The organism is Streptomyces sp. NPDC001927 (assembly GCF_053594455.1).
This window is the reverse complement of record NZ_JBSFEN010000011.1, coordinates 210793-235372: the sequence shown is the minus strand read 5'-3', so window position 1 is coordinate 235372 and position 24580 is coordinate 210793. Positions and strand designations below refer to the sequence as shown.

Annotated in this window: 23 protein-coding genes and 2 tRNA genes; 18 read left to right on the top strand and 7 right to left on the bottom strand. The window is 72.0% G+C overall.

What is annotated here, in order from left to right; all coding sequences use genetic code 11:
* Positions 1–111: 111 nt before the first annotated feature.
* From ACWCO8_RS28895 to ACWCO8_RS28840, 12 genes are all read left to right on the top strand, one after another.
* Complete coding sequence (locus ACWCO8_RS28895; protein WP_451034728.1) at positions 112–1017, top strand: hypothetical protein; 906 nt, start codon at positions 112–114, stop codon at positions 1015–1017.
* Between the two features lie 69 nt (positions 1018–1086).
* On the top strand, positions 1087–1851 hold the full coding sequence (locus tag ACWCO8_RS28890; RefSeq protein ID WP_451034727.1) for a GntR family transcriptional regulator: 765 nt from the start codon (positions 1087–1089) through the stop codon (positions 1849–1851).
* A 147-nt stretch (positions 1852–1998) separates the two neighbouring features.
* The gene (locus ACWCO8_RS28885) at positions 1999–3135 is read left to right on the top strand and encodes a TIGR03364 family FAD-dependent oxidoreductase (RefSeq protein ID WP_451034726.1); all 1137 of its coding nucleotides are present in this window, start codon (positions 1999–2001) and stop codon (positions 3133–3135) included.
* A 4-nt stretch (positions 3136–3139) separates the two neighbouring features.
* Positions 3140–3832: a phosphonatase-like hydrolase gene (locus ACWCO8_RS28880; RefSeq protein WP_451034725.1), complete on the top strand. Its 693-nt coding sequence runs from the start codon at positions 3140–3142 to the stop codon at positions 3830–3832.
* 86 nt (positions 3833–3918) lie between these two features.
* Positions 3919–4962, top strand: coding sequence for an ABC transporter ATP-binding protein (locus ACWCO8_RS28875; protein ID WP_451034820.1), 1044 nt, complete (start codon positions 3919–3921; stop codon positions 4960–4962).
* A 100-nt stretch (positions 4963–5062) separates the two neighbouring features.
* A complete protein-coding gene (locus ACWCO8_RS28870; protein ID WP_451034724.1) occupies positions 5063–5881 on the top strand; it encodes a 2-aminoethylphosphonate ABC transporter permease subunit in 819 nt (272 codons plus the stop codon).
* Entirely contained in the window at positions 5868–6665 is a 798-nt protein-coding gene (locus ACWCO8_RS28865; protein WP_362011698.1) for an ABC transporter permease, read from the top strand. The genes ACWCO8_RS28870 and ACWCO8_RS28865 overlap by 14 nt, the downstream gene beginning before the upstream one ends.
* Before the next feature lie 71 nt (positions 6666–6736).
* A complete protein-coding gene (locus tag ACWCO8_RS28860) occupies positions 6737–7804 on the top strand; it encodes a 2-aminoethylphosphonate ABC transporter substrate-binding protein (protein WP_451034723.1) in 1068 nt (355 codons plus the stop codon).
* 164 nt (positions 7805–7968) lie between these two features.
* The gene (locus ACWCO8_RS28855) at positions 7969–9537 is read left to right on the top strand and encodes an alkaline phosphatase family protein (RefSeq protein WP_451034722.1); all 1569 of its coding nucleotides are present in this window, start codon (positions 7969–7971) and stop codon (positions 9535–9537) included.
* A gap of 81 nt (positions 9538–9618) precedes the next feature.
* Positions 9619–10398 (top strand): HAD-IIA family hydrolase, encoded by a 780-nt coding sequence (locus tag ACWCO8_RS28850; RefSeq protein WP_362011690.1) that lies wholly within the window; start codon positions 9619–9621, stop codon positions 10396–10398.
* Between the two features lie 95 nt (positions 10399–10493).
* Positions 10494–11099: a hypothetical protein gene (locus tag ACWCO8_RS28845; RefSeq protein ID WP_451034721.1), complete on the top strand. Its 606-nt coding sequence runs from the start codon at positions 10494–10496 to the stop codon at positions 11097–11099.
* Between the two features lie 76 nt (positions 11100–11175).
* Positions 11176–11808 (top strand): class F sortase, encoded by a 633-nt coding sequence (locus tag ACWCO8_RS28840; RefSeq protein ID WP_451034819.1) that lies wholly within the window; start codon positions 11176–11178, stop codon positions 11806–11808.
* Positions 11809–12241: 433 nt separating this feature from the next.
* On the opposite strand, the gene ACWCO8_RS28835 is transcribed toward ACWCO8_RS28840, so the two are convergent.
* Positions 12242–12315, bottom strand: a tRNA-Lys gene (locus tag ACWCO8_RS28835).
* 183 nt (positions 12316–12498) lie between these two features.
* Here ACWCO8_RS28835 and ACWCO8_RS28830 point away from each other — a divergent pair.
* The 6 genes from ACWCO8_RS28830 (at position 12499) to ACWCO8_RS28805 (ending at position 20448) form a co-directional block, all read left to right on the top strand.
* Complete coding sequence (locus ACWCO8_RS28830; RefSeq protein ID WP_451034720.1) at positions 12499–13851, top strand: peptidoglycan-binding protein; 1353 nt, start codon at positions 12499–12501, stop codon at positions 13849–13851.
* Between the two features lie 96 nt (positions 13852–13947).
* Positions 13948–15984 (top strand): SPFH domain-containing protein, encoded by a 2037-nt coding sequence (locus ACWCO8_RS28825; RefSeq protein ID WP_451034818.1) that lies wholly within the window; start codon positions 13948–13950, stop codon positions 15982–15984.
* A 178-nt stretch (positions 15985–16162) separates the two neighbouring features.
* Complete coding sequence (locus ACWCO8_RS28820) at positions 16163–16753, top strand: lytic polysaccharide monooxygenase auxiliary activity family 9 protein (protein WP_362011679.1); 591 nt, start codon at positions 16163–16165, stop codon at positions 16751–16753.
* Between the two features lie 25 nt (positions 16754–16778).
* A complete protein-coding gene (locus tag ACWCO8_RS28815; protein ID WP_451034719.1) occupies positions 16779–18470 on the top strand; it encodes an AMP-binding protein in 1692 nt (563 codons plus the stop codon).
* Between the two features lie 71 nt (positions 18471–18541).
* Positions 18542–19855: a sensor domain-containing protein gene (locus ACWCO8_RS28810; RefSeq protein ID WP_451034718.1), complete on the top strand. Its 1314-nt coding sequence runs from the start codon at positions 18542–18544 to the stop codon at positions 19853–19855.
* Positions 19774–20448: a response regulator gene (locus ACWCO8_RS28805; protein WP_451034717.1), complete on the top strand. Its 675-nt coding sequence runs from the start codon at positions 19774–19776 to the stop codon at positions 20446–20448. The genes ACWCO8_RS28810 and ACWCO8_RS28805 overlap by 82 nt, the downstream gene beginning before the upstream one ends.
* Positions 20449–20503: 55 nt before the next feature.
* Here ACWCO8_RS28805 and ACWCO8_RS28800 read toward each other — a convergent pair.
* From ACWCO8_RS28800 to ehuB, 6 genes are all read right to left on the bottom strand, one after another.
* Positions 20504–20577 (bottom strand) — tRNA-Lys (locus tag ACWCO8_RS28800).
* A 105-nt stretch (positions 20578–20682) separates the two neighbouring features.
* Complete coding sequence (locus ACWCO8_RS28795) at positions 20683–21441, bottom strand: IclR family transcriptional regulator (protein WP_362011669.1); 759 nt, start codon at positions 21439–21441, stop codon at positions 20683–20685.
* A 167-nt stretch (positions 21442–21608) separates the two neighbouring features.
* On the bottom strand, positions 21609–22352 hold the full coding sequence (gene ehuA / locus ACWCO8_RS28790; RefSeq protein ID WP_451034716.1) for an ectoine/hydroxyectoine ABC transporter ATP-binding protein EhuA: 744 nt from the start codon (positions 22350–22352) through the stop codon (positions 21609–21611).
* A complete protein-coding gene (gene ehuD, locus ACWCO8_RS28785; protein WP_451034715.1) occupies positions 22342–22992 on the bottom strand; it encodes an ectoine/hydroxyectoine ABC transporter permease subunit EhuD in 651 nt (216 codons plus the stop codon). The genes ehuA and ehuD overlap by 11 nt, the downstream gene beginning before the upstream one ends.
* On the bottom strand, positions 22989–23648 hold the full coding sequence (gene ehuC / locus ACWCO8_RS28780) for an ectoine/hydroxyectoine ABC transporter permease subunit EhuC (RefSeq protein ID WP_362011661.1): 660 nt from the start codon (positions 23646–23648) through the stop codon (positions 22989–22991). The genes ehuD and ehuC overlap by 4 nt, the downstream gene beginning before the upstream one ends.
* Positions 23645–24511: an ectoine/hydroxyectoine ABC transporter substrate-binding protein EhuB gene (gene ehuB / locus ACWCO8_RS28775; protein ID WP_451034714.1), complete on the bottom strand. Its 867-nt coding sequence runs from the start codon at positions 24509–24511 to the stop codon at positions 23645–23647. The genes ehuC and ehuB overlap by 4 nt, the downstream gene beginning before the upstream one ends.
* Positions 24512–24580 lie beyond the last annotated feature (69 nt).

The following is a 24580-nucleotide window of genomic DNA, read 5'->3' as shown; positions in this document are numbered from 1 at the left end:
AATGTGCGGCCCGTCCGGGCGGGCGCCCCGCGTCGCTGCCCGGACCCGCCCCGCCCGTGTGGCAGCGTCGCGGCCGTCCCGTACGCCCGCGAGCAGCAAAGGCACCCGCCCATGCGACTGCGCAACGCCCTCGCCCTCGGTGTCACGGCGGCGACGACCGGAACCTCCGTCCTCGCGCTCGCCGTCGGCCCGTCCTCGGCGGAGCCCGCGACGCCGAACCGGGCGGCGGCCCCGGCCCCCACCTGCGGCAAGGCGACGGACCGCGACTTCCCGATCGACACCCGAATCCACGGCGGGCCCGGTAGGTACGTCCCCGGTGCCGGTTTCCGTACCTTCGAGGTCGACCTCACCAACACCACCACCGAGCCCTGCCGCGGGGTCCACCCGGTCCTGGCCCTCACCGACCGTGACCGCGTCCTCCAACCCGCCCAGATCCGCCTCGACTTCTACGACTCCGAGGCCCGACGCTGGCGTCCGGTGACGTTCGAGGGGACCGCGGAGGACGAGAATGTCGGCGTCTTCGCGGATGCGTCGAGCGCCGCGGCCGCAAGCCCTTCGGCCACGGGCCTCCCCGACTCGCCGGCCCCGTCGGCCGCCGCCCTCCCGCCCTTCGCCGGCTTCTCCGTCCCCGCCGGCCGCACCCTCACCATCGGCGTACGGCTCGCCTTCCGTGACGGCACCGCGCCCAACGAGGTCGTGGCCAACGCGGCGATCGTGCAGCGCCGGGGGGACGACGGCGACTGGATCGGCGAGTCCGGCGGCTACCGCCTGACCATCGCCGCCGAGGGGACGGAGGAGGACACGGAGTCCGCCCCCGCCGAGTCCACCCCGCCGCGCGACACCACCGGCCTCCCGCGCCCGCCCGCCGCCGTCCCCGACCCCGCCCGGCCCGAACTCGCCCAGACCGCCGACGAGTCGACCGGCCTCCTGCTCCCCGTCTCCGGCGCGCTGCTGGTCACGGGCGTGGCCCTGCTCGTCGCGGCCCGACGTGAACGGCGTGGACGGCGACGGACCTGAGTCCGTACCGCCCCGCCGCGCCACCCTCCGTACACCCTCCCGTTCATTCCCATCTGCGAGCATCCCCCAGTGGACTACCCGAACGACCAGGCACCTGGCGCACCCATCCGCTCCGGCATCCCCGAGCACGGCCGCATCCCCAAGTACTACGCGGTGAAGGCGAAAGTCGCCTCGCTGATAGACGAGTTGGGCGAGGGCGGGCTCCTGCCCACCGAGCGGGACCTCGCCGTCCGCTACGAGGTCTCCCGGGAGACCGTCCGGCAGGCGCTGCGCGAGCTGCTCCTCGAAGGGCGGCTGCGCCGCCAGGGGCGCGGGACCGTGGTCGCCGGGCCGAAGCTGGAGCAGCCGCTCTCGCTCGCCAGCTACACCGAAGGCGTACGACGGCAGGGGCGCACCCCCGGCCGTACCCTCATCACGCTCGACCGCTTCCCCTGCCCCGAGGCCCTCGCGCCCGAGATCGGGGTCCAACGGGGCGAGCCCGTCTGGCACATGGAGCGCGTGCTGCTCGCCGACGACGAGCGGGTCGGCCTGGAGAGCACGTACGTGTCGGTGGCCCGAGCGCCGCGTCTGGACAGCGAGTTCGACCCGGACTCCTCCTTCTACCGCTACCTGCGCGAGCAGCTCGGCATCACCTTCGGCGACGCCGACGAGCGGATCGAGACCGTGCTCGCCACGCCCCGCGAGGCCCTGCTCATCGGCACCCCGCCCGCGCTGCCGATGCTGCTCATCCACCGGATCTCCCGGGACACCTCCGGCAGCCCGCTGGAGCGCGTCCGCACCCTCTACCGGGGTGATCGCTTCAGCTTCACCGCGCACCTCGGCCACCAGGGCTGACCGACCGAACGTGCTGAGCTTGGGCTCGACGAGAGTCTCGTCAGATCACAGAAAGGTAACGGGTCTAGGCCAACCTTGTCGCCCCGTTCACCGTCCCGTTGCCATCCGGATCGTTCCGGGTCACCAACCCCCAGGACCGTGAACGGCATGAAGGTGATCGTCGTAGGAGCCGGCGTGGTGGGAACCATGCACGCCTGGCACGCAGTGGAACGCGGCCACGAGGTCGTACACATCGAGCGCGAGGCCGAGGCGCGCGGGGCCTCGCTCCGCAACTTCGGCCAGATATGGGTGAGCGGCCGCGCGGGCGGAGAGGAGCTGGACACCGCGCTGCGCGCCCGCGAACTCTGGGAGGGCATCGGCGCCCGCGTCCCCGAGCTCGGCTTCCGGGCCATCGGCTCGCTCACCCCGGTGCGCAACGACCTCGAACTGGCCGTCGCCGAGGCCGCCCTGGCCCGCCCCGACGCGGCGGCGCGCGGCTACAAGCTGCTCACCGCCGAGGAAGCACGCCAGGTCAACCCGGCCCTGCGCGGCGACTTCAAGGCCGCGCTGTTCTGTGAGCGCGACGCGGCAGTCGAACCGCGCACCGCCCAACTCGCCCTCCGCAAGGCCCTGCTGGCCTCCGGGAAGTACGCCTTCCTGCCGAACCGCGAGGTCCGGGACGTCTCCGGCGCCGAGGGCATGCGCAACGCCGCCGTCCGCGACGACCGCGGCGAGATCCACACCGGCGACGCCGTCATCCTGGCCACCGGCGCCGCGCTCAGCGGCCTGGTCCGCGAGATCGCCGGCGACATCCCGGTCCGCAAGGTCCGCCTGCAGATGATGCAGACCGACCCGCTCGGCGAGCCGCTGACCACCTCGGTCGCCGACGCCGACTCCTTCCGCTACTACCCGGCGTACAAGTCCGACGCGCTGGACGCCCTCAACGCGGGCCAGGCCCAGGACCCGACCGCCGCCGCGCACAAGATGCAGCTCCTGATGGTGCAGCGGCTCGACGGCGGACTGACCATCGGCGACACGCACGAGTACGAGCACCCCTTCGCCTTCGACACCCTCGAAGACCCCTACGAGCACCTCGTCCGCGTCGTCGAGTCCTTCCTCGGCCGCCCGCTGCCGAAGATCCGGCGCCGCTGGGCGGGCGTGTACGCGCAGTGCACCGACACCACCCGGGTCGTGCACCGCCAGAAGGTCCGCGAGGGCGTGTGGCTGGTGACCGGACCCGGCGGCCGCGGCATGACCTGCTCGCCCGCCATCGCCGAAACGACCGCGAACGAACTGGGCTGGTGACACCATGACCGACATCCACAAGCACAACCTCGTCGTCCTCGACATGGCCGGCACCACCGTCGCCGACGGCGGTCTCGTCGAGCGGGCGTTCAGCGCCGCCGCCGAACGCCTCGGCGAGGACCCGGCCACGATGATCGACTACGTCCGCGCCACGATGGGCGAGTCCAAGATCTCCGTCTTCCGCCACCTCTTCGGCGGCGACGAGACCCGCGCCCAGCAGGCCAACGTCGCCTTCGAGGAGGCGTACGGAGAGCTGGTCGCCGGCGGCCTGATCGCGCCGATCCCGGGGGCCGCCGAGGCGATCGACGAGCTGAAGGGCCAGGGCCGTACCGTCGTCCTGACCACCGGCTTCGCCCGGGTCACCCAGGACGCCATCCTGGACGCCCTCGGCTGGCGCGACCTGGTCGAGCTGACCCTCTGCCCGGCCGACGCGGGCGGCCGGGGCCGGCCCTACCCGGACATGGTCCTCGGCGCCTTCCTCCGTACCGCGGCCGTCGACGACGTCCGGCACATCGCGGTCGCGGGCGACACCTCGTACGACATGCTCAGCGGTGTCCGCTCGGGCGCCGGGATCGTCGCGGGCGTGCTCACGGGCGCGCACGACGAGGCCGCGCTGAAGGAGCACGGCGCCACGCACGTCCTCGGGTCGGTCGCCGACCTGCCGGCGGCGATAGCCGCTGCGGAGGCGGACCGGTGACGGCGCCCGGCCCGGCCACCACGGCGCCCGCCCCTGCCCCCACGGCGCCCGCCCCTGCCACCACGGCGACCGCCCCGCGCAGCGGCATCCGGTTCGACTCCGTCTCCGTCGCGTACGGGAACCACACCGTCCTCGACTCCCTCGACCTGACCGTCGAGCCCGGCGAGGTCATGGCCCTCCTCGGACCCTCCGGCTCCGGCAAGACCACCGCCCTGCGCGCCGTCGCCGGGTTCGTGCAGCCGGTCTCCGGGCGGGTGTTCATCGGCGACCGTGACGTCACCGCCCTCCCGCCGCACAAGCGGGGGATCGGGATGGTCGTCCAGCAGTACGCCCTCTTCCCGCACATGCGGGTCGAGGACAACGTGGCCTTCGGCCTGAAGGCGCAGAAGGCGCCGAAGGGCGAGATCCCCGGCCGGGTCGCCGAGGCCCTGGAGATGACCGGGATGGCCGCCTACGCCAAGCGCTACCCGCGTGAGCTGTCCGGCGGCCAGCAGCAGCGCGTCGCCATCGCCCGCGCGCTCGCCATCCGGCCGAACGTCCTGCTCCTCGACGAGCCGCTCTCCGCGCTCGACGCGCAGCTGCGCTCCGGGATGCTCGCCGAACTGGCGCGGCTGCACCGCGAGTTGCCGGACGTCTCCATCCTGTACGTCACCCACGACCAGGTCGAGGCGCTGACCCTCGCGGACCGGATCGCGGTCATGGACAAGGCCCGGCTGCAGGACTGCGGTACGCCGCAGGATCTGTACCGCCGTCCTCGTACGGAGTTCACCGCGTCCTTCGTCGGCAACGCGAACCTGCTGCCGGTGACGGTGGGGGCGGGCGGGGTCGCCTTCGGCGGCGTCGAACTGAAGGTCCCCACGGACGGGGTGGCCCCCGGGGCGGCCGCGACCTTGTGCGTACGGCCGCACCTCATCGGCCTCGGCGAGGGCCCGAACGCGCTGCGGGGGCGGATCGCGGAGGTGCAGTGGCGGGGGTCCACGCACCGGCTGTACGTCGAGGTCGGCGACGGCCACCGCGTCAAGGCGGACGTGCGGGAGCTGCGGGAGACGCCGGCGCTCGGTGACGAGGTCACGCTGCACTTCGCGCCCGAGGACGGGGTGCTGCTGGGGGCCGGGGTGTCCGATGGGTGACCCGTCCGCACCGGTCATGACGGCTGAGCGGGGTCGTGGCGTTGTGCCCACCCTCCCCCAGACTCCGTCCGGGGGGACCCCCACCGCCCCGGCGGAACGCATGCCCACAACGGCTTCCCGGAAGGTGCCCACCTGGCTCTGGGCCCTGCCGCCCGTCGCCGTTCTGGCTCTCGTCTTTCTCTACCCGCTCGCCCTCGTCGTCGAGGAGTCGCTCGCGCCCGGTGCGTACGCCGACGTGTTCGCGTCCGAGGCGTTCCGGGACGCGCTCGGTACCACCGTGTGGCTCGCTGTCGGGTCGACCGTCGGGTGTCTGGTCCTCGGGTTCGTGCTCGCGCTGATCATCGCGTTCGTACCGTTCCCCGGCGGGAAGGCGGTGTCGAAGTTCATCGACGTCTTCCTCTCCTTCCCGTCCTTCCTGATCACCCTCGCCCTGCTCTTCCTCTACGGCACGGTCGGCATCGGCAACGGCCTGTGGACGGACCTCACGGGCGCCGAGACCGGGCCCTTCCAGTTCCTGACCACGCCGTGGGGCGTCCTCCTCGCCGAGATCACGTACTTCACGCCCTTCGTGATGCGCCCCCTGCTCGCCGCGTTCTCGCAGATGGAGACCGCGCAGCTGGAGGTCGCCTCCTCGCTCGGGGCGAAGCCGCTGCGGATCATCCGGCAGGTCATCCTGCCCGAGGCGCTGCCCGCGCTCGCCGCCGGCGGCAGCCTCGTCCTGGTCATGTGCCTCAACGAGTTCGGGATCGTGCTCTTCACCGGCGCCAAGGGCGTCACGACGCTCCCGATGCTCGTCTACGGCAAGGCCATCCTCGAATCCGACTACGCCGCCGCCTGTGTCGTCGCCGTCGTCAACGTCGCGATCTCCGTGGGCCTCTACGGCCTCTACCGGGTGGTGAGCCGCCGTGTTGGTGCATAGCCGTACGGGCAAGTGGACGACCTGGGCCCTCTTCGCGGTCCTCTTCGTCCCGCTCTTCGCCCTCCCGCTCCTGGTGATCCTCGCCGCGTCGTTCTCCACCAACTGGTCCGGGGCCTTCCCCTCCGGGCCGACCGCGGAGCACTACACGGCCGCCGTGCGCGGCGAGTCGCTGCAGGCGCTGACGACCAGCCTGGTCACCGCCGTCACCGCGAGCCTGCTCGCGCTGACCATCGGCACCTGGGCGGCCCTGGTGGCCAACTCCCTGCGGAAGAACGGCCGTCGGTTCCTCGACGCGCTGTTCATGCTGCCGGTCGCCGTGCCCTCGGTCGTCGTCGGTCTCGCCGTCCTGGTCGCCTTCTCGCAGCCGCCGGTGCTGCTGAACGGAACGCGCTGGATCGTGATCCTCGCGCACACCATTCTTGTCACGGCGTTTGCCTATCAGTCGGTTTCGGCGGCCATCCTCCGTCTCGACCCGATGTACGAGCAGGCGGCGGCGAGCCTCGGTGCCCGTCCCGCGTACGTCCTGCTCCGGGTGAAGCTGCCGCTCCTGCTGCCGTCCCTGAACGCGGCGGCCGGGCTCTGCTTCGCCCTGTCCATGGGCGAGTTGAGCGCCACGATGATGCTCTACCCGCCGGACTGGCTGCCGCTCCCGGTGCTGATCTTCACCGCCACCGACCGTGGCTCCCTCTTCACCGGCTCGGCGCTCGCCGTGGTCCTCATGGCCACGACCCTGATCGTCCTGCTCGCCGTCTCCCGTATCCGCACCAAGGCGTCCTACCGCTAGCCGGACGCCTGCTCCCAAGCACCCACCGCTGAGCGTCACCACCGTCAAGTCATTCAGGAGAGAACGACGTTATGCGTACCTCGTCCCAGCTCGTCAAGCCGATCGCCGCCGTCACCGGCAGCCTCGCCCTCGCCGCCACCCTCACCGCCTGCGGCGGCTCCTCCGCCGCCTCCGACGAGAAGGTCGTCACCGTCTACAGCGCGGACGGTCTCAAGGGGGAGAAGGGCGACGGCTGGTACGACAAGGTCTTCGCCGACTTCGAGAAGGCGACCGGCATCAAGGTCAAGTACGTCGAGGGCGGTTCCGGCGAGATGGTGCAGCGCGCCGTCCGCGAGAAGAACAACACGCAGGCCGATGTCATCGTGACCCTGCCGCCCTTCATCCAGCAGGCCGACTCCAAGGGGCTGCTCCAGGCGTACACCCCGAAGGGCTCCGAGCAGGTCGACGGCGCGAACAAGGCGGCCGACGGCAAGTGGACCTCGGTCGTCAACAACTACTTCGGCTTCATCTACAACAAGCAGCAGCTCAAGGAGGCCCCCAAGACCTGGGAGGAGCTCCTCGACGGCAAGTTCAAGAACAAGCTGCAGTACTCCACCCCCGGTGTCGCGGGTGACGGCACGGCCGTCGTCATCAAGGCCATGCACGACTTCGGCGGCCAGGAGCCGGCGATGGAGTACCTGAAGAAGCTCCAGGCCAACAACGTCGGCCCGTCCTCCTCCACCTCCAAGCTCGCGCCCAAGGTCGACAAGGGCGAGATCCTCGTCGCCAACGGCGACGTCCAGATGAACTTCGCGCAGTCCAAGTCCATGCCGAACCTGGGCATCTGGTTCCCGGCCAAGGAGGGCGGCAAGCCCACCACGTTCGCCCTGCCGTACGCCGCCGGCCTGGTGAACAAGGCCCCGCACAGCGAGAACGGCAAGAAGTTGCTCGACTTCATGCTCGCCGAGCAGGCCCAGCGCGAGGTCAGCGCGGTCGGCGGCGGCTTCCCGGCCCGCAAGGACGTCAAGGCGACCGACGCCAACGCCATCGAGCTGGCCAAGCTGATCGAGGGCGTCGAGGTCTTCGAGCCGGACTGGGCCGACATCGACAAGAACCTGACCACGTACGTCGACGCGTGGAAGACGGCCACCGGTAGCTGACGCGGGAAGCCGACACCGGCAGCTCATCGCGGGCTTCCAAGAGTTCACTTCACCACCCCTGGAACACCTCCGTTCATCGCGGAAAGATAACGGGTACGGACCAACGCCCCTGAGGGATCAGGGGCGTTGGCGCGTCCTCGCCCCTTTCCTACGGAGGATCCGAGATGCCGATCAACGGCATGTCCACCGGCCTGACCACCGGCCCGTCCCGCCGCACCGTCCTCGCCGCGGCCGGCGCCACCGCCGCCCTCGCCGCCGCGGGCACCGCCCTCGCACCCGCCGCCCACGCGGCCACCACCGCCGCGCCCACGCTCCCGAACGGCACCAGCAAGGACAAGGTGCTCGTCGTCGGTATGGACGGACTGCGGTACGACCGGATCGACGCCGCCAACGCGCCGACCCTGAAGTCCCTGATCGCGAACGGCACGTACGGCCTGTCGCTGCTCTACGCCAACCCGATGGCCGCCACCTCCTCCGGCCCCGGCTGGTCGACGATCTCCACCGGTGTCTGGCCCGACAAGCACGGCGTGAAGGACAACACCTTCACCGGCAAGAACTACGGCAAGTACCCCGGATTCCTGGCCCGCCTGAACCAGGTCCGCCCCGACCTCTCGCTCTTCGCGGCCGTCGACTGGCCCGAGCTCGACACCCACGGCACGGTCACCCCCGGCGCCGACGCCAAGCTCGTCTACAACAACAACTACGCGGTCAACGACAAGGTCATCACCGACGCCACCGAGGACATCCTCCGGAACCAGAACCCGGACGTCCTCTTCGTCTACTTCGGCGAGACCGACGAGATGGGCCACTCCTACGGCGCCGCCAGCCAGAAGTACCTCGACGCCATCGCCGTCCAGGACGGCTACCTCGGCCGCCTCCTCGCCGCGATCAAGGCCCGCCCCTCCTACGCCACCGAGCGCTGGACGATCATGGTCACCACCGACCACGGCCACACCGACGGCGGCGGCCACGGCGGCTCCGCCATCGAGGAGCGCCGTACGTTCGTCCTCGCGCAGGGCCCCGGCATCGCGGCCGGCGCGCGCCCCATCGACACCCGGCTCGTGGACGTCGCCGCGACCGTCTTCCACCAGCTCGGCATCGTGCCCGACCCCGCGTGGGGCCTGGACGGCAAGCCGATCCAGCAGCGCTCCACCGACCCCTTCGACGCGCTGCACCCCACCCTCACCGGGCGGGTCGACGAGACCGGCATCCCGGCCGGCGTCCTCGGCTTCACCCACACCGCGCCCAGCGGCTGGTCCGTCATCAACAACGCCATGGGCACCGGCGGCATGACCGAGTGGCGCGGCTGGGCCTTCGCCACCGACGAGTTCTGGTCCCGCACCCAGCGCGACCAGTCCCGCGAGCTGAACGTCCGTGCCCGCGGCGTCTTCGCCGTCGCCGACTCCGACGAGTGGTCGGACAAGTCCTTCTCCGGTACGTACGACTCGACGCTGGTCTCCCCGGCGTACAACGTCTCCGGCAAGACGCGGGCGACCCTCGACTTCACCACCTTCTACCGCCAGGAGGGCAGCCAGACCGCGCAGGTCCAGGCGGTCTTCAACGGCGGTACGCCGACGGTCGTCAAGAGCTACACCTCCGACGTCATCTCGCAGCCGCAGTCCCTCACCGTGAACGTCCCCTCGGGCTCGTCCTCCGTGAGCTTCCGCTTCCGCTACACCGGCTCCAACAACTGGTACTGGGTGATCGACGGGGTCAAGGTCTCCACATCCTGATTAGGCTGGGGGCGTCGCCACAGCGCTGTCGCGGCGCCCCCAGCACACCGCACGATTTCTGTACGGCAGGAGTCCCCGCACATGGCAGAACGCAAGCCGATCGAATCCTGGCTCACCGACATGGACGGCGTCCTCATCCACGAGGGCGTGCCGATCCCCGGCGCCGACGCGTTCATCAAGAAGCTGCGGGAAACCGAGAAGCCCTTCCTGGTACTCACCAACAACTCCATCTACACCGCCCGCGACCTGCACGCCCGCCTCGCGCGCATGGGCCTCCAGGTGCCGGTGGAGAACATCTGGACCTCGGCGCTCGCGACCGCCAAGTTCCTCGACGACCAGCGCCCCGGCGGCACCGCCTACGTCATCGGCGAGGCAGGCCTGACGACCGCGCTGCACGACATCGGCTACGTCCTCACCGACCACGACCCCGACTACGTGGTCCTCGGCGAGACCCGGACGTACTCCTTCGAGGCCATGACCAAGGCCGTCCGGCTCATCAACGCCGGCGCCCGCTTCATCTGCACCAACCCCGACGAGACCGGCCCCTCCCTGGAGGGCCCGCTGCCGGCCACCGGCTCCGTCGCCGCGCTCATCACGAAGGCCACCGGCAAGGACCCGTACTTCGCGGGCAAGCCGAACCCGCTGATGATGCGCACCGGCCTGAACGCGATCGGCGCCCACTCCGAGACCAGCGCCATGATCGGCGACCGGATGGACACCGACATCCTGGCCGGCCTGGAAGCGGGGATGCAGACCTTCCTCGTCCTCACCGGACTGACGACCCAGGCGGAGATCGACCGCTTCCCCTTCCGCCCCTCCAAGATCGTCGACTCGATCGCCGACCTCGTGGACCGGGTGTAGCTCCCGCGCGGGGGCAGCGGTCGAACACCCGACCGGACCCCTGCGGATGCGGGAGCGGGCGAACCGGGTGACCCTGCCAGTACCAGGAGGTCACGATGCGTTCAGGTCCCATTGCTCTCCGTGCCGCAGGGGCGGCCGTCCTTCTCGTACTGGCACCCGCGGCCGGTACCGCCTTCGCCGGAGGCGACGTCAAGGTCACGGTCACCCCGTCCACCGCCCGCCCCGGTGCGGACGTCGACGTCCGTGTGCAGGGCTGCAAGGGCACGACCGGCGCCGCCAAGTCCAAGGCGTTCGTCGCCGACGCCGAGCTCACCGGCCGTGACGGCGGCGACTACCCCCTCTTCGGTGACACGACGATCAAGTCGGGCATCGAGCGCGGCACCTACAAGGTGAGCGTGACCTGCGACGGCAAGGAGCATCGTGACGTCGGCGTGGTCCACGTCGAGAAGCACAAGCCCGAGCCCACGCACGACCCCACCCACCAGCCGACGCACCACCCCAGCCCGTACGCCCCGGTCCGGGCCGGTGGCGGCGGCGCGGCCCTCGCGGTCCCGGCGGCACCCGTGGCACCGGGTGTCGCCCAGACCACCAGCGAGAACGGCCTGGGTACGCCGTACACCCTGGTCGGCCTGGGCCTGGCCGCGGTCGCTGCGGTGGCCGTCGCCTTCCGCAGCGCACGCCGCCGCCGGGCGGGCGACTGAGGTGTCCGCCGGATCCGGGAACGGGTCCGACCCCGACACGGGTACTGCTACTGGCACCGGGTCGGGCCACGGGCGGATGGTGACCGGCGCGGCCTGGGCGGTCCTGGTCCTGGGGCTCTGGCTCTGGGGCCGGGAGATCGCCGACGGAGGCGCCCCGGCCCCCGCCAACGGCGACATCGCGGCCGTCGGCCGCCCCCTCGGCGCGCCCCTGCCCCCGGCGCACCGGCCCCTGGCGCCCGCCGAGCCGCGCCGGGTCGAGATCCCCTCGCTCGGGATCACCGCGCCGGTCGTCGGGCGCGGCCTGGACGCGTCGGGCGCGGTCGACCCGCCGCCGTTCGAGATGCCCCATTCGGTCGGCTGGTTCCGTACCGGTACGCAGCCGGGCGCGGAAGGTGCGGCCCTTTTCGTCGGCCACGTCGACACCGAGACCCGTCCCGCCGTCTTCTACGGCCTCAGCGCCGCCCGCCCCGGCGCCACGGTGCGGGTGACCCGTACGGACGGATCAGTCGCCGAATTCACCATCGACGACGTCCGGGTCTATCCCCGGGACCACTTCGACGCGCGGAAGGTGTACGGACAGCACCAGGCCGACCGGGCCGAGCTGCGCCTGATCACCTGCGGCGGCACCTTCGACCGCGTGACCGGGACGTACACGGCGAACGTGGTCGTCTCCGCGTATCTGACGGGCGCGCGGGCGGGGACGGCGTAACGCCTTCTCGCAGATCGGCGGGTTTGACCACCGACGACCTTCGGCCACTGATCACCGGGGTCACCGAGCCCGGCCGGCGGGCCGCGGTCCGCGCGGCCCGACGGCCGGGCCGGCCTCGACCGCGGGCGCGCGGGCTGCGGGAGGAGCCCGGCGCCGGCGCGGGAGGTTCGGGTTCCGCAACTCTAGAACGGGCGTCAGGCCCGGGCCCAGAGCATGGTTCCGCCGCGCGAAGATCGACTGGTTCCGTACGGGAGTTCAGCCCCCTGGCAGCCAACGGGCCAGCCGGGATGGGCGGTTGGGGCGGAAGGCGCCGAGCGGCCGGGATGGCCGGAACGTGACCGAGGCGCTACGGAGCGGAGTCGCAGCCGGGTGCCTCTTGGCGCACGAAAACGATCGAAGCCCCTCACCATCGGTGAGGGGCTTCGACTGCGCGTGCGCCGCCAGGGACTCGAACCCCGGACCCGCTGATTAAGAGTCAGCTGCTCTAACCAACTGAGCTAGCGGCGCGTGCTGACCTGGATAACTCTACCCGACGCCCAGGGGTGCTCCTGACCAATACCGGCCCTCCCGGCCTGTCGGATGGTCGTATCAGGCCTTCGATCCGTCAAAATGCGATATGTCCAGACAGTTGAGACACTGGCGCCCGTGCACGAGCGCCCAAAGATCTTGACGAGTGTGGAGGGGAATCGCATGAGTGTGCCGGTCTTCGAGGAGTTCGAGCCCGCGGCCGACTGCGGCTGCGCGGGCTGCGCCCAGCAGCGGCGCGATCTTGCCCTGGGCCTGCCCGTCCGCGCGGGCGGCCACCCGGCGGCGCACGGGGCGCGCCGCGCGCTGGTCCTGGTGACCGCGGCGGGCGTGGCCCTCGGCGCCGGGGGCGCGAGCGCGCTGGCCCTGCCGGGGGACGGCCCGACCGCCCCGGCCGGTCTGCTCGCGGACCTGGACGCCGCCGGTCCGGTCGACGACACGCCGCAGGGCGGCGCGGGGCCGCTCCACGGAGCGCCCGGCCCCGGTGGCCAGCCGGCGCCCGGCGCGACCCCGACGAACAGTCAGATCTCCACCGGGTCCCTGCGGAAGACCACCCGCGCCGAGATCATCAACCGCGCCAAGCGGTGGGTGAGCGCCCAGGTCCCGTACTCGATGGAGCGGTACTGGTCCGACGGCTACCGCCAGGACTGCTCGGGCTACATCTCGATGGCGTGGAACCTGCGCGGCAACGAGTGGACCGGCAGCCTGGACCGCTTCGGCGAGCGGATCGACCGCACCGAGCTCCAGCCGGGCGACATCCTGCTCTTCCACAACCCGGCCAACCCGACCAAGGGCTCGCACGTCACGATCTTCGGCGGCTGGACCGACTACACCCACACCTCGTACATCGCGTACGAGCAGACCAAGCCGCGGACCCGGCGCCAGGCGACACCGCTGGCGTACTGGAACAACTCCACCCGCTACGTCGCCTACCGCTACAAGGGCGTCGTGAGCGGCGGCAGCGCGGGAGGCGGCTCGTCCACGACGGTCACGCCGTACCCGGGCTCGGAGATGTTCGGGCCCGGCGCGAACAACGCGTACGTCACCCGGCTCGGGCAGCTGCTCGTGCAGCGCGGCGGCAAGAAGTACTACAGCCAGGGCCCCGGTCCGCGCTGGGGCGAGGCGGACCGCCGGGCGACGCAGGCGTTCCAGCAGGCGCAGGGCTGGAAGGGTGCGGAGGCGGACGGGATGCCCGGGCCGCAGACCTGGCGCCTGCTGGTGGCGGGGCAGGGGCGCAGCATCGGCGGTTCGAGTGGTTCGGGGGGCTCGAGCGCGAATGTGCCGGGCTTTCCCGGGCGTGGCTACTTCCGTCCGGGCCAATCCAACGCATATGTGGAGAAGCTGGGCAAACAGCTGGTGAAGCGGGGCTTCGGCAAGCACTACCTGTCGGGTCCCGGTCCGCGCTGGGGCGAGGCGGACCGTCGCAATGTCGAGGCGTTCCAGCGGGCACAGGGATGGCGCGGCGGCGCGGCCGACGGCTACCCGGGCCCGGAGACCTGGCGGCGCTTGTTCCGATGACCCCGAGAGCATGAGGTGGACTCCATGACCGCAACGACCCCCAACCCGGACTCGGGAGCGGCGGCCAGCCGCGACGCGGCCCGGACGGCCCGCCGTATGACGACGGAGCCGCGCACCCCGAGACCCACGGGCCACCCGCCGGAGCCCGGCGCGGACCGCCCCGAGGGCGCGTGGGTCGGCGAGGAGTGCGCCGGAGGGGGAGCGGGCGCGGTGGCTGCGGAGGCGCCGGAGACCGCGGCGGCCCCGGGCCCGGAGCCGTCGGCCGGGTCGCCTGCGGGCCCGGGACCGTCGGCTGTTTCGCTTACGCGCCCGGAGTCTTCGGCCGGGTCGCCTGCGGGGCAGGTGCCGTCGGCTGTTTCGCCCACGGGCCCGGGACCGTCGGCTGTTTCGCTGACACGCCCCGGGTCCTCGGCAGGCTCGCCCGACGGGCCGGGCCCGTCGGACGCGGCCGCACCGGCGGCTCCGGGGCCCCGCGCCGACGTGCCTCGCTCGGAGAACGGCGCCGCAGGGGCTACCGCGGTGACGGGCCGTCATGCTCCGGCCGCAGCCCCCGGGGCCCCGGAGTTCCGGCTCCGGGTGGAGGGTGCCGTCGGTGCGACGCCTTCCGCCGCCCAGTGGGTGGCGCCCCGGCCGGGCGCGGCGCGCGCCCGCGCCGCCACCGCGCCCGGCGGTCCGGCTGCCGAACCCCGTACGGTCACCCCCGCCGCCCCCAAGCCGGCCCCCCTCCCCACGACCCCCGGCGCGCCCACCCCCGTGACCCCGGCCGCCCCCGCCCCGAAGCCGGCCCCGCTCCCCACCACGCCCCTCGCCCCCGCCCCCCACGTCCGACCCGTCTCCACCTCCACGCCCGCCTCCCCGCCCGCCCCCGCCCCCGATCCGCGGCGGCTCGTGCGCGGGAAGGTCGGGGTCGTCGCGCTCCCCGTCGCCGCCGAGGCCCCCGTGACCGTCGTGCCCGTCGCCGCCGAGGCGCAGGTCCTCACCCGGCCCCTGGTGCGGCGGAAGAACGTGATCGGGGCCGAGACCACCGGGTCGATCCCCGTGCACCTGCTCTTCCGCGAGGAGCCCGGCGCCGGCGCCCGTACCGACACCGACCGAACCGACGACGACGGCGGGCCCGCCACCGTCGCCATGTCCCCGCCCTCCCCGCCCACCCCCAAGGCCAGCACCCCCAAGCCCACCATCCCCGCCCCCACCCGCCCCAAGGCCTCCCGCCCCGCGCCCACCGCCGACCCCGAGCTCGTCGAGCGGGAGGGGGCCGTGCTGCCCGGGTGGATCGGGGTCGTCGGCGGGGCGTTCGCGCTCGCCTGGTGTGCCGCGATCCTGTGGTGGACCGGGGCCGTGCCCGACGAGCTCGCGCGGATGCTCGGGCTGCCCCCGCAGCCGTACAACGGCATCCACCTCGGTCAGTGGGCGCTCCTCGCCCTCGGTGTCCTCGCCGCCCTGTTCACCCTTGGCGGCGTCGGCCGCGGCCGGGTCGGTTACGCCTTGGTCCTCACCCTCTTCGGCGAGTACCGCGGGACCGTCCGCCGTACCGGTCTCGTCTGGGTCAGCCCGCTCCTCCTGCGCCGCCGGGTCGACGTCCGCCTCCGCCACTGGCGCAGCGAGCCGCTCCCCTCGGTCGACGCCAAGGGCACCGCGCTGAACGTCGTCGTCCTCGTCGTCTGGCGCATCCGGGACACCGTCCGCGCCGCGCTCGGCGTCGACGGGCACGAGGAGTACCTGCGCGAGCAGGTCGAGGCGGCGATGGCCCGGGTCCTCTCCCAGCTCCCGGCCGACGCCTTCCACGAGGACGCCCCGACCCTGCGCGACGCGGAGGCCGTCGGCGAGGCGCTGACCCGGATGCTCTCCGCCGAGTGCGCCCCGGTCGGCATCGACGTGTTCTCGGCGCAGCCGACCCGGATCGAGTACGCCCCGGAGATCGCGCGGGCGATGCAGCGCCGCCGGATCGCCGCGATCGACGCCAAGCACCGGGACAGCGTGCTGACCTCCGTCGTGGACGCCGTGGACGACGTGGTCCACCGGCTGACCACGCGTGGTCTCGTCGAGCTGGACGACTACGAGCGCAAGGCGCTGGTCAAGGACCTGACGGTGGCGTTCTACACCGGCAGGACCGGTCCGATGGAAGGCGCGTGACCGGTATGGACAGGGTGAACTTCCGTCAATACCTTGGTACTTGGTCTAGACCGGAATAGGCACTACCGCACAAGCGAACCACCCAGACGCACCACTCACACGCACCACTCACACGCACCACCCTCCGCACGCGTGCAGCACGGCTCGGAACTCCCCCACGTTCATCAGGAGCGACAGCATGCGCAAAAAGATAGGCGTGGCGGCGGTGGCGCTCGGCGTCGCCGGCGCCGCCCTCTTCGCCACCAGCAGCGCCTCCAGCCACGGATACACCGACTCCCCGATCAGTCGTCAGAAGCTCTGCGCCAACGGCACCGTGACCAACTGCGGCGGCATCCAGTGGGAGCCGCAGTCGGTCGAGGGCCTCAAGGGCTTCCCCGGCGCCGGACCCGCCGACGGCACGATCTGTGCCGGCGGCAACTCCCGGTTCGCCGAGCTCGACGACCCGCGGGGCGGCGCCTGGCCCACCACCAGGCTCACGGCGGGCCAGAGCCACACCTTCCGCTGGCAGTTCACCGCCCGGCACAGCACCACCGACTTCAAGTACTACATCACCAAGAACGGCTGGAACGGCAGCCAGAAGCTCACGAGGGCGGCCCTCGATCCCCAGCCGTTCCTCACCGTCCCGTACAACAACGCGCAGCCGCCGGCCACGCTCTCGCACGCCGGGACCCTCCCGGCGGGCAAGACCGGACGTCATCTGATCCTGGCGGTCTGGACGATCGCGGACACCGGGAACGCGTTCTACGCCTGCTCGGATGTTCAGTTCTGACGTAGCGTCAGTTACCTTCCGGCGTATGACGGACGTCCGGCGTACGACGGAACCCACCGTGGCGGAGCTCGTGCGGAGGCAGTGGGGCGACCACCGGGTCGGACTGAGGGCGCGGGACACGGCCCTCAGCCATCACCAGGTCGCCGCCGGGGCCGCCGCACGGGCCGCGCTCCTCGTCGATCTGCTGCCCCGAGGTGCCGAGCCGCACCTCGGGGTACTCCTCGACAACACACCGGAATTCCCGCTCTGGCTCAGCGCGGCGGCCCTCGCGGGGGCCGCCGTCGCCGGCATCAACCCCACCCGGCGCGGCGCCGAACTGGCCCGCGACATCACGCACACCGACTGCCGCGTCCTCGTGACCCAGCGCGCGTACCTCCCGCTGCTCGACGGGCTTCCCCTGCCGGGCGTACGCGTCCTCGTCACCGACACCGACGCCTACCAGGAGCTGCTCACCCCCTACGAGGGCGCGAAACCGGGCGAGGCCGTCGTCCGCCCCGTGCGGCCCGACAGCCGGATGCTGCTCTACTTCACCTCCGGCTCGACCGGCGCGCCCAAGGCGGCGATCTGCAGCCAGGGCCGGCTCGCGGCCGCCGGACGCTCGCTCGTCGCCCAGTTCGGCGTACGACCCGAGGACGTCCACTACATCTGCATGCCGATGTTCCACGGCAACGCGGTCATCGCGGACTGGGCCCCGGCGCTCGCCGCCGGCGCGTCCGTGGCGCTGCGGGACCGTTTCTCCGCCTCCGGCTTCCTGCCGGACGTACGGGAGTTCGGCGCGACCTACTTCACGTACGTCGGCCGGGTCGTCCAGTACCTGCTGGCCACCCCGCCCCACCCGGACGACCGCGCGCACCCGCTGCGGCTCGGCTTCGGTACGGAGGCGGGGGCGGTGGACGCGGCCCGGTTCGAGGCCCGCTTCGGGGCCCGGCTCGTCGAGGGCTACGGCTCCTCGGAGGGCGGCGCGGCGATCCCGCGGACGCCGTCCACCCCGGCCGGCGCGATCGGACGGGCGGCGCCGGGCGACGACCTGGCGGTGGTGGACCCGGAGACGGGGAAGGAGTGCGCGCCTGCCGTCCTGTCGCCCGAGGGCCGGCTCCTCAACGCCTCCGCCGCGATCGGCGAGCTCGTCAACCGGGGCCGGAATCCCTTCGAGGGCTACTGGCGCAACCCCGAGGCGGAGGCCGCCCGGCTGCGGGACGGCTGGTACTGGACCGGCGACCTCTTCTACCGGGACGCCGACGGCTTCCTCTACTTCGCCGGGCGCACGGACGACCGGCTGCGGGTCGACAGCGAGAACCTCGCGGCGGCCGTCATCGAGCAGATCCTCGCCCGCTGGGAGCGGGCGGCGGGCGTCGCCGTCTACGCGATACCCGACCCGGTCGCGGGGGACCAGGTGATGACGGCCATCGCCCTGCGCGAGGGCGCCGCCTTCGACCCGGCCGCGTTCGCGGAGTTCCTCACCGCCCAGCCGGACCTGGGCACGAAGATGCCGCCGCGGTTCGTACGGATCGTCCCGAGGCTTCCGCTGACCGCCACCAACAAGATCCACCGCGTGGGCCTGCGCCGGGAGTCCTTCCTCTGTACGGACCCGGTCTGGTGGCGCCCGGCGCCGGGCGACCCGTACACACCCCTGACCCCGCAGGCGCTCACCGACCTCCGTGCCGCGTACGAGGCCCACGACCGCTCGCCCCAAGGGCCCGGCGGCAGTGGAGGGTAGGGCCAGGCCTACCCCCGTACACCCACCAGGCCGATGGCCGCGCCCCGCGGCCCCCGCCTACCGTGAACCCCATGACGCCCCGAACCCCCTGGCAGGCCCTCACCCGGGCCCGGTATCCGCGGACCCGCTGGCCCTGGCGGTCCGCCGGGTATCTGGCGACCGGGGTGGTGACCGGCGTCCCCGCGCTGCTCGTCCTCGTGGTGCTCGTCGTCTTCTCGCTGGTCCTCGTCGGGCTTCCGCTGCTGCTCCTCGCCGGGGTCGCCCTCGGCGGCCTCGAACGCCGACGGCTCCGGCTCGTCGACCTCGACCCGGCCGCCGACCCGCACCGGGTCCCGGGCGCCCCCGGGCTCGGGGCCTGGCTCCGGGTCCGCGTCCGGGAGCAGGCGACCTGGCGGGAGTTCGCGTACGCCGTCCTGCACGCCACCGTCCTGTGGCCGCTCGACCTGATCGTCCTCGCCGTCGCCCTCGGGCTGCCCGCCGCGCTCATCGCCACGCCCCTCCAGCTCGCCGCCGACGGCCACGAGGCCAAGGTCGTCAAGACCGTCCTGGTCACCTCGTATCCGCAGGCCTTCGCCGCCGCCCTCCTCGGGGCCGTGCTCCTCGTCGCCCTGATCTACCCGCTGGGCGCGCTCGCCGGGGCCCGCGCCGCGCTGAGCCGGGCCCTGCTCGCGCCCCGCGAGGCCGAGCTGCGCGCACGGATCGGCGAGGTCACCGCCTCCCGGGCCCGGCTCGTCGACGCCTTCGAGGCCGAGCGGCGGCGGATCGAACGCGATCTCCACGACGGCGCCCAGCAGCGCCTGGTCGCCCTCACCATGACCCTGGGGATCGCCCGGCTCGACGCCCCGCCCGGGCCGCTCGCCGACCAGCTCGCCCGGGCCCACGACGAGGCCGGCCGGGTCCTGACCGAGCTGCGCGAGCTCATCCACGGCATCCACCCGCAGGTCCTCGCCGACTACGGCCTCGGCGCGGCGCTCACCGACGCCGCCGACCGCTCGGCCGTCCCCGTCACCACCGACGTCGAACTGCCCCGGCTGCCCACGGCCGTGGAGAGCGCCGGATACTTCGCCGTCAGCGAGGCCCTCGCCAACATCGGCCGGCACAGCGGCGCGGGCCGCGCGACCGTCACCGCCCGGTACGGCGACGGCTCCCTGGCGCTCACCGTCGAGGACGACGGGCGCGGCGGGGCCGATCCGGGCCGCGGCACCGGGCTCACCGGACTCGCCGACCGGCTCGCCGTCCTCGATGGCACACTGACGATCATGAGCCCGCCGGGTGGGCCGACCGTCCTACGAGTGGAGATCCCGTGCCGACCGCTGCCCGAGACCGAGACCGCGCCCTCCGGGTCGTCCTCGCCGAGGACAGCGTCCTCCTCCGCGAGGGCCTGATCGGGCTGCTCGCCCGTTTCGGCCACGAGGTCGTCGCCGCCGTCGGCGACGCCGACGCGATGCGTGCGGCGGTCACCGCGCACGATCCGGACATCGTCGTCACCGACGTCCGGATGCCGCCCGGCTTCCAGGACGAGGGGCTCCGCGCCGCCGTCGCCCTGCGCGCCGAACGCCCGCACCTGCCCGTCCTCGTCCTGAGCCAGTACGTCCAGCGGACCTACGCCGCCGATCTCCTGGACGCGGGCGACGGCACGGGCGTCGGCTACCTCCTCAAGGACCGGGTCGGCCAGGTCGAGGAGTTCCTGGACGCCCTGGTCCGGGTCGCCGACGGCGGCACGGTCGTGGACCCGGAGGTCGTACGGCAGCTGCTGCGGCGCCGCCGTGATCCGCTGGCGGCGCTGACCCCGCGCGAGCGCGAGGTCCTCGGGCTCGTCGCCGAGGGGCACTCCAACGGAGAGATCGCCCGCCGGCTCGTCGTCACCGAGGCGGCCGTCGGCAAGCACATCGGCAACATCCTGGGGAAGCTGGACCTGCCGCCGGCGGAGGAGACCCACCGCCGGGTCCTCGCGGTCCTCACGTATCTGCGGGCCTGACGCTCTTCGGAACACGAAGAAGCCCCCCGCTTCCGCGAGGGGCTTCTTCCGTCTGTGCGCCGCCAGGGACTCGAACCCCGGACCCGCTGATTAAGAGTCAGCTGCTCTAACCAACTGAGCTAGCGGCGCCTGCTGACAGAGAAAATACTACCTGGTCCTCGGGGGTGGTTCCGACCACCACTCCTGAGGACCAGGTCACACCGCTCCGATCCGCTCCGTCCGGCGCTGACCTGCTCAGATCGCCAGGGAGAGCACCACCGGAGCCGCTCTGCGGTTCAGCGTGTCGGCCGCCGCGCGCAGCCGGTGGGCGTGCTCGATCGGCAGCGAGAGCGCCAGGCAGCCCACGGCCGCGCCGGCCGTCAGCGGCACCGCCGCGCAGACCGTGCCCACCGCGTACTCCTGGAGGTCGAGCACCGGGACCGTCGCCGGCTGGCTGTCCAGCTTGGAGAAGAGCACCTTCTCGTTGGTGATCGTCCGGGAGGTGAGCCGGGCGATCTTGTGGCGCGAGAGGTGGTCCCTGCGGCCGTTCTGGTCCAGCTGGGTCAGCAGGCACTTGCCGACCGCGCTGGCGTGCGCGGCCGAGCGGAAGTCCACCCACTCGTTGACCTTGGGTGTGCGCGGCCCGTCGGCGAACTGGGTGATCTTCACCTCGCCGTCGATGTACCGGCTGATGTAGACCGCGGCGCCGACGGAGTCGCGCAGCTCGGTCAGCGTCTCCTGGAGCTTGCCCTCGAGCGCCTCGCGGCGGGTGAGGCCGGAGCCCAGGAGGACCAGGGAGTCGCCGATGACATAGGCGCCGTCGGCGACCTGCTCGACGTACCCCTCGCGTCGGAGCATGAGCAGCAGAGAGGACAGATGGGCGACGGGCAGACCGGTCTCACGAGCGATCTGGACGTCCGTCACCCCGCCACCGTGCCGTGAGACCGTCTCAAGGACGCGCAGGGCGTATTGCACCGAGTGGAACGGCGCAGTGGGCTCGGGCTTCAGCGCCACGGTTTCCCCCTACCAGGTTGTGACCGCAAGCTTCCGTACCACGATAGCCGTCAAGCTCCCTTTTCGGGGCGGCTGTTGGCGAGATTGATGCGGCGCCCCAGCGCCGTACGCTGGGGCGCATCACCTTGGCATATGCCATAGTCAAAGAACCTTACGAGAGCCTCAGGTCAGAGCACCGCGCCGAGAAACTCGCGAGTACGCGCGTGCTCAGGATCCGAGAAGATTTTTTCCGGAGAACCGGACTCGATCACCCGTCCCGCGTCGAACATCAGGACCTCGTCCGAGATGTCCCGGGCGAAATTCATCTCGTGCGTCACACAGATCATGGTGATGTCGGTCGTCGACGCGATCTCCCGGAGCAGATCGAGGACGCCGGCCACCAGCTCCGGGTCGAGCGCGGAGGTCACCTCGTCGAGCAGGAGCACCTTCGGCTCCATCGCGAGCGCCCGTGCGATCGCGACCCGCTGCTGCTGCCCGCCGGACAACTGCGCGGGCTTGGCCTCGCACTTGTCCGCGAGACCGACCATGTCGAGCAGTTCCCTGCCGCGGGCCTCGGCCTCCTCGCGGCTCTTGCCGAGGGTCCGGACCGGTGCCTCGGTGATGTTGCGCAGGACGGACATGTGGGGGAAGAGGTTGAAGTGCTGGAAGACCATGCCGATCTTCTTCCGCACCTCGCGCCGGTGCTTCTCGTCGGCCGGGTAGAGCTTCCCGCCGTTGACCCGGATGGTGCCGGCGTCGGGCTTCTCCAAGGTCATCAGGAGTCGCAGGATCGTCGTCTTACCGGAACCGGAGGGTCCGATCAGGGTGACGTGCTTGCCGGTACGGACCGAGAAGTTGAGATCGTCGAGGACCGTCTGGTCCCCGAAGCGCTTGGTGACGTTCTCGAAGCGGATGAGCTGTTCAGTGGGCAAGGCGGCGCTCCAGGGTGCGGACGAGAAGGGAAGCGGGATACGCGATCAGGACAAAGGCCACCCCGACCACCGTGAGCGGCTCGGTGTACTGGAAGGTGGCGGCGGACTCCAACCGGGTCTGCTGGAGGAGTTCGAGCACACCGATTCCGGCCAGGATCGGGGTGTCCTTCAGCATCGCGATGACGTAGTTGCCGAGCGCGGGCGTGATCCGGCGCAGCGCCTGCGGCAGGATCACCGTCAGCCAGATCCGGTGGCGCGGCAGGCTCAGCGCCTTCGCCGCCTCCCACTGCCCGACCGGTACGGCGTCGATGCCGGCCCGGTAGACCTGCGCGGTGTACGTCGAGTAGTGCAGCCCGATCGCGAGCGTGCCGGTGGTGAGCGCGGAGAACTGCACGCCCCACTCCGGCAGCACGAAGAAGAGGAAGAAGAGCTGCACGAGCAGCGGAGTCGTACGGACGAACTCGGTCACCGCCTGCACCGGCCAGCGCACCAGCCTGCCGCGGGCCCGGAAGCCGAGCGCCCAGACCAGGCCGAGCGAGAACGAGATCAGCGAGCCGAGCACCAGGACCTGCAGGGTGACGAGCACCCCGTCCCAGAAGCGCGGCAGGAAGTCCACCACCGCGGACCAGTCCCAGTTCACTTGGCCACCACCCCCAGGTTCGCCTTGGTGCGCCTCTCCAGCGCCTTCATGGAGCGGGTGATCGCGAGCGCGATCACGAAGTACACGAGCAGGGTGACGGTGTAGATCCCGCCGCTCTCCTGGGTCGCGAGCCGCACCAGGTACGCGGCGAAGGAGACGTCCCCGACGCCGAGCAGCGAGACCAGGGCGGTGCCCTTGAGCAGCTCGACCAGCAGGTTGCAGAAGGACGGGATCATCTCGGGCACGGCCTGCGGCAGCAGCACGAGCCGCAGCCGCTGCCAGGGCGTGAGGCTGAGCGCGATCCCCGCCTCGCGCTGCGCGTCGGGTACGGCGTTCAGGGCGCCGCGCACGATCTCGGCGCCGTACGCCCCGTAGGAGAGGCCGAGCGCGAGGATCGCCGCCCACATCGGGACGAGCTGCCAGCCGACCAGTGGCGGCAGGACGAAGAACAGCCAGAACATCAGGATCAGCGCGGACGTGCCGCGGAAGACCTCGGTGTAGAGCCCGGCCAGGAAGCGGACGGCGCGGGAGCGGTGCGTACGGGCGGTGCCGACGGCGAAGGCGACCACGGCGGCGAGCGCGGTGGAGGCGATCAGGAGCTGGAGGGTGATCCAGATGCCGGGCAGGACCCAGTTCTGCCAGAGTCCGGCGGTCATCGGCACAGCTCCTCGGCGGTCAGCGTGGTCATCTCGGCCTCCGTGAAGCCGAAGCGCCGCATGATCCGGAAGAGTTCGCCGCTCTTCTTCATGCGGTGCAGCTCGGTGTTGAAGGCGTCCCGCAGGGCGATGTCGGTGGGGCGGAAGGCGAAGCCGCCGCCGTCGACCTTCCGCTTGCCGTCGACGACGGCGGCGAAGGGCGCGGTGGCCTCGGCCTTGCTGGACTTGCGGACCACCGAGCGGGCGGTCAGCGCGGTGCCGGCGAAGACGTCGACGCGACCGGACTCGACCGCGTTCAGGCCGGCGACCTGGTCCTGGAGGATCACGATGTCCTTCTCCGGGTAGCCGGCGGCGACCGCGTAGGCGATCTCGGCGTACCCGCTGCCGGTCGCGAAGCGGGCCTTGGAGCGCACCACGTCCTCGTACGACTTGAGGTTCTTCGGGTTGCCCTTGCGGACGATGAAGGAGTCGAGCATCTGGTACTCGGGGTCGGCGAAGAGCACCTGCGCGCAGCGCTCCTTGTTGATGTACATCCCGGCCGAGACGACGTCGAACTGCTGCGAGCCGAGCCCGGGGATGAGCGAGGCGAAGTCGGTGGCGACCGGCTGGACGTCCTGGATGCCGAGCCGCCCGAAGATCACCCGGGCCAGCTCGGGGGCCTCGCCGGTGAAGGCGCCCTGCTCGTCGACATAGCCGTACGGCACCTCGCCCGCGATGCCGAGGCGGACGGTGCCCTGGGATCTGAGCCGGCCGAGGGTGTCGCCGGAGGCGACCCGGGCGCACCCGGCCGCCGCGGTCGTCGCGGCGGCCGCCGTCCCCCACAGGACCGTCCGCCGTCGTATCTGGTTCGTTGATCGAGGCATGGGCGCGCGGCTACCCGAAGCCGAACGGGTCATTCCTTCGGAATAACCGGAGACCGCCTCCTGTTCTGG

Coding starts and splice junctions, on each gene's coding strand:
- ACWCO8_RS28895 (WP_451034728.1), top strand. CDS start 112: ATGCGACTGCGCAACGCCCTCGCCCTCGGTGTCACGGCGGCGACGACC.
- ACWCO8_RS28885 (WP_451034726.1), top strand. CDS start 1,999: ATGAAGGTGATCGTCGTAGGAGCCGGCGTGGTGGGAACCATGCACGCC.
- ACWCO8_RS28880 (WP_451034725.1), top strand. CDS start 3,140: ATGACCGACATCCACAAGCACAACCTCGTCGTCCTCGACATGGCCGGC.
- ACWCO8_RS28870 (WP_451034724.1), top strand. CDS start 5,063: ATGCCCACAACGGCTTCCCGGAAGGTGCCCACCTGGCTCTGGGCCCTG.
- ACWCO8_RS28860 (WP_451034723.1), top strand. CDS start 6,737: ATGCGTACCTCGTCCCAGCTCGTCAAGCCGATCGCCGCCGTCACCGGC.
- ACWCO8_RS28855 (WP_451034722.1), top strand. CDS start 7,969: ATGCCGATCAACGGCATGTCCACCGGCCTGACCACCGGCCCGTCCCGC.
- ACWCO8_RS28850 (WP_362011690.1), top strand. CDS start 9,619: ATGGCAGAACGCAAGCCGATCGAATCCTGGCTCACCGACATGGACGGC.
- ACWCO8_RS28845 (WP_451034721.1), top strand. CDS start 10,494: ATGCGTTCAGGTCCCATTGCTCTCCGTGCCGCAGGGGCGGCCGTCCTT.
- ACWCO8_RS28840 (WP_451034819.1), top strand. CDS start 11,176: ATGGTGACCGGCGCGGCCTGGGCGGTCCTGGTCCTGGGGCTCTGGCTC.
- ACWCO8_RS28830 (WP_451034720.1), top strand. CDS start 12,499: ATGAGTGTGCCGGTCTTCGAGGAGTTCGAGCCCGCGGCCGACTGCGGC.
- ACWCO8_RS28825 (WP_451034818.1), top strand. CDS start 13,948: ATGACGACGGAGCCGCGCACCCCGAGACCCACGGGCCACCCGCCGGAG.
- ACWCO8_RS28820 (WP_362011679.1), top strand. CDS start 16,163: ATGCGCAAAAAGATAGGCGTGGCGGCGGTGGCGCTCGGCGTCGCCGGC.
- ACWCO8_RS28815 (WP_451034719.1), top strand. CDS start 16,779: ATGACGGACGTCCGGCGTACGACGGAACCCACCGTGGCGGAGCTCGTG.
- ACWCO8_RS28810 (WP_451034718.1), top strand. CDS start 18,542: ATGACGCCCCGAACCCCCTGGCAGGCCCTCACCCGGGCCCGGTATCCG.
- ehuC (WP_362011661.1), bottom strand. CDS start 23,648: ATGACCGCCGGACTCTGGCAGAACTGGGTCCTGCCCGGCATCTGGATC.
- ehuB (WP_451034714.1), bottom strand. CDS start 24,511: ATGCCTCGATCAACGAACCAGATACGACGGCGGACGGTCCTGTGGGGG.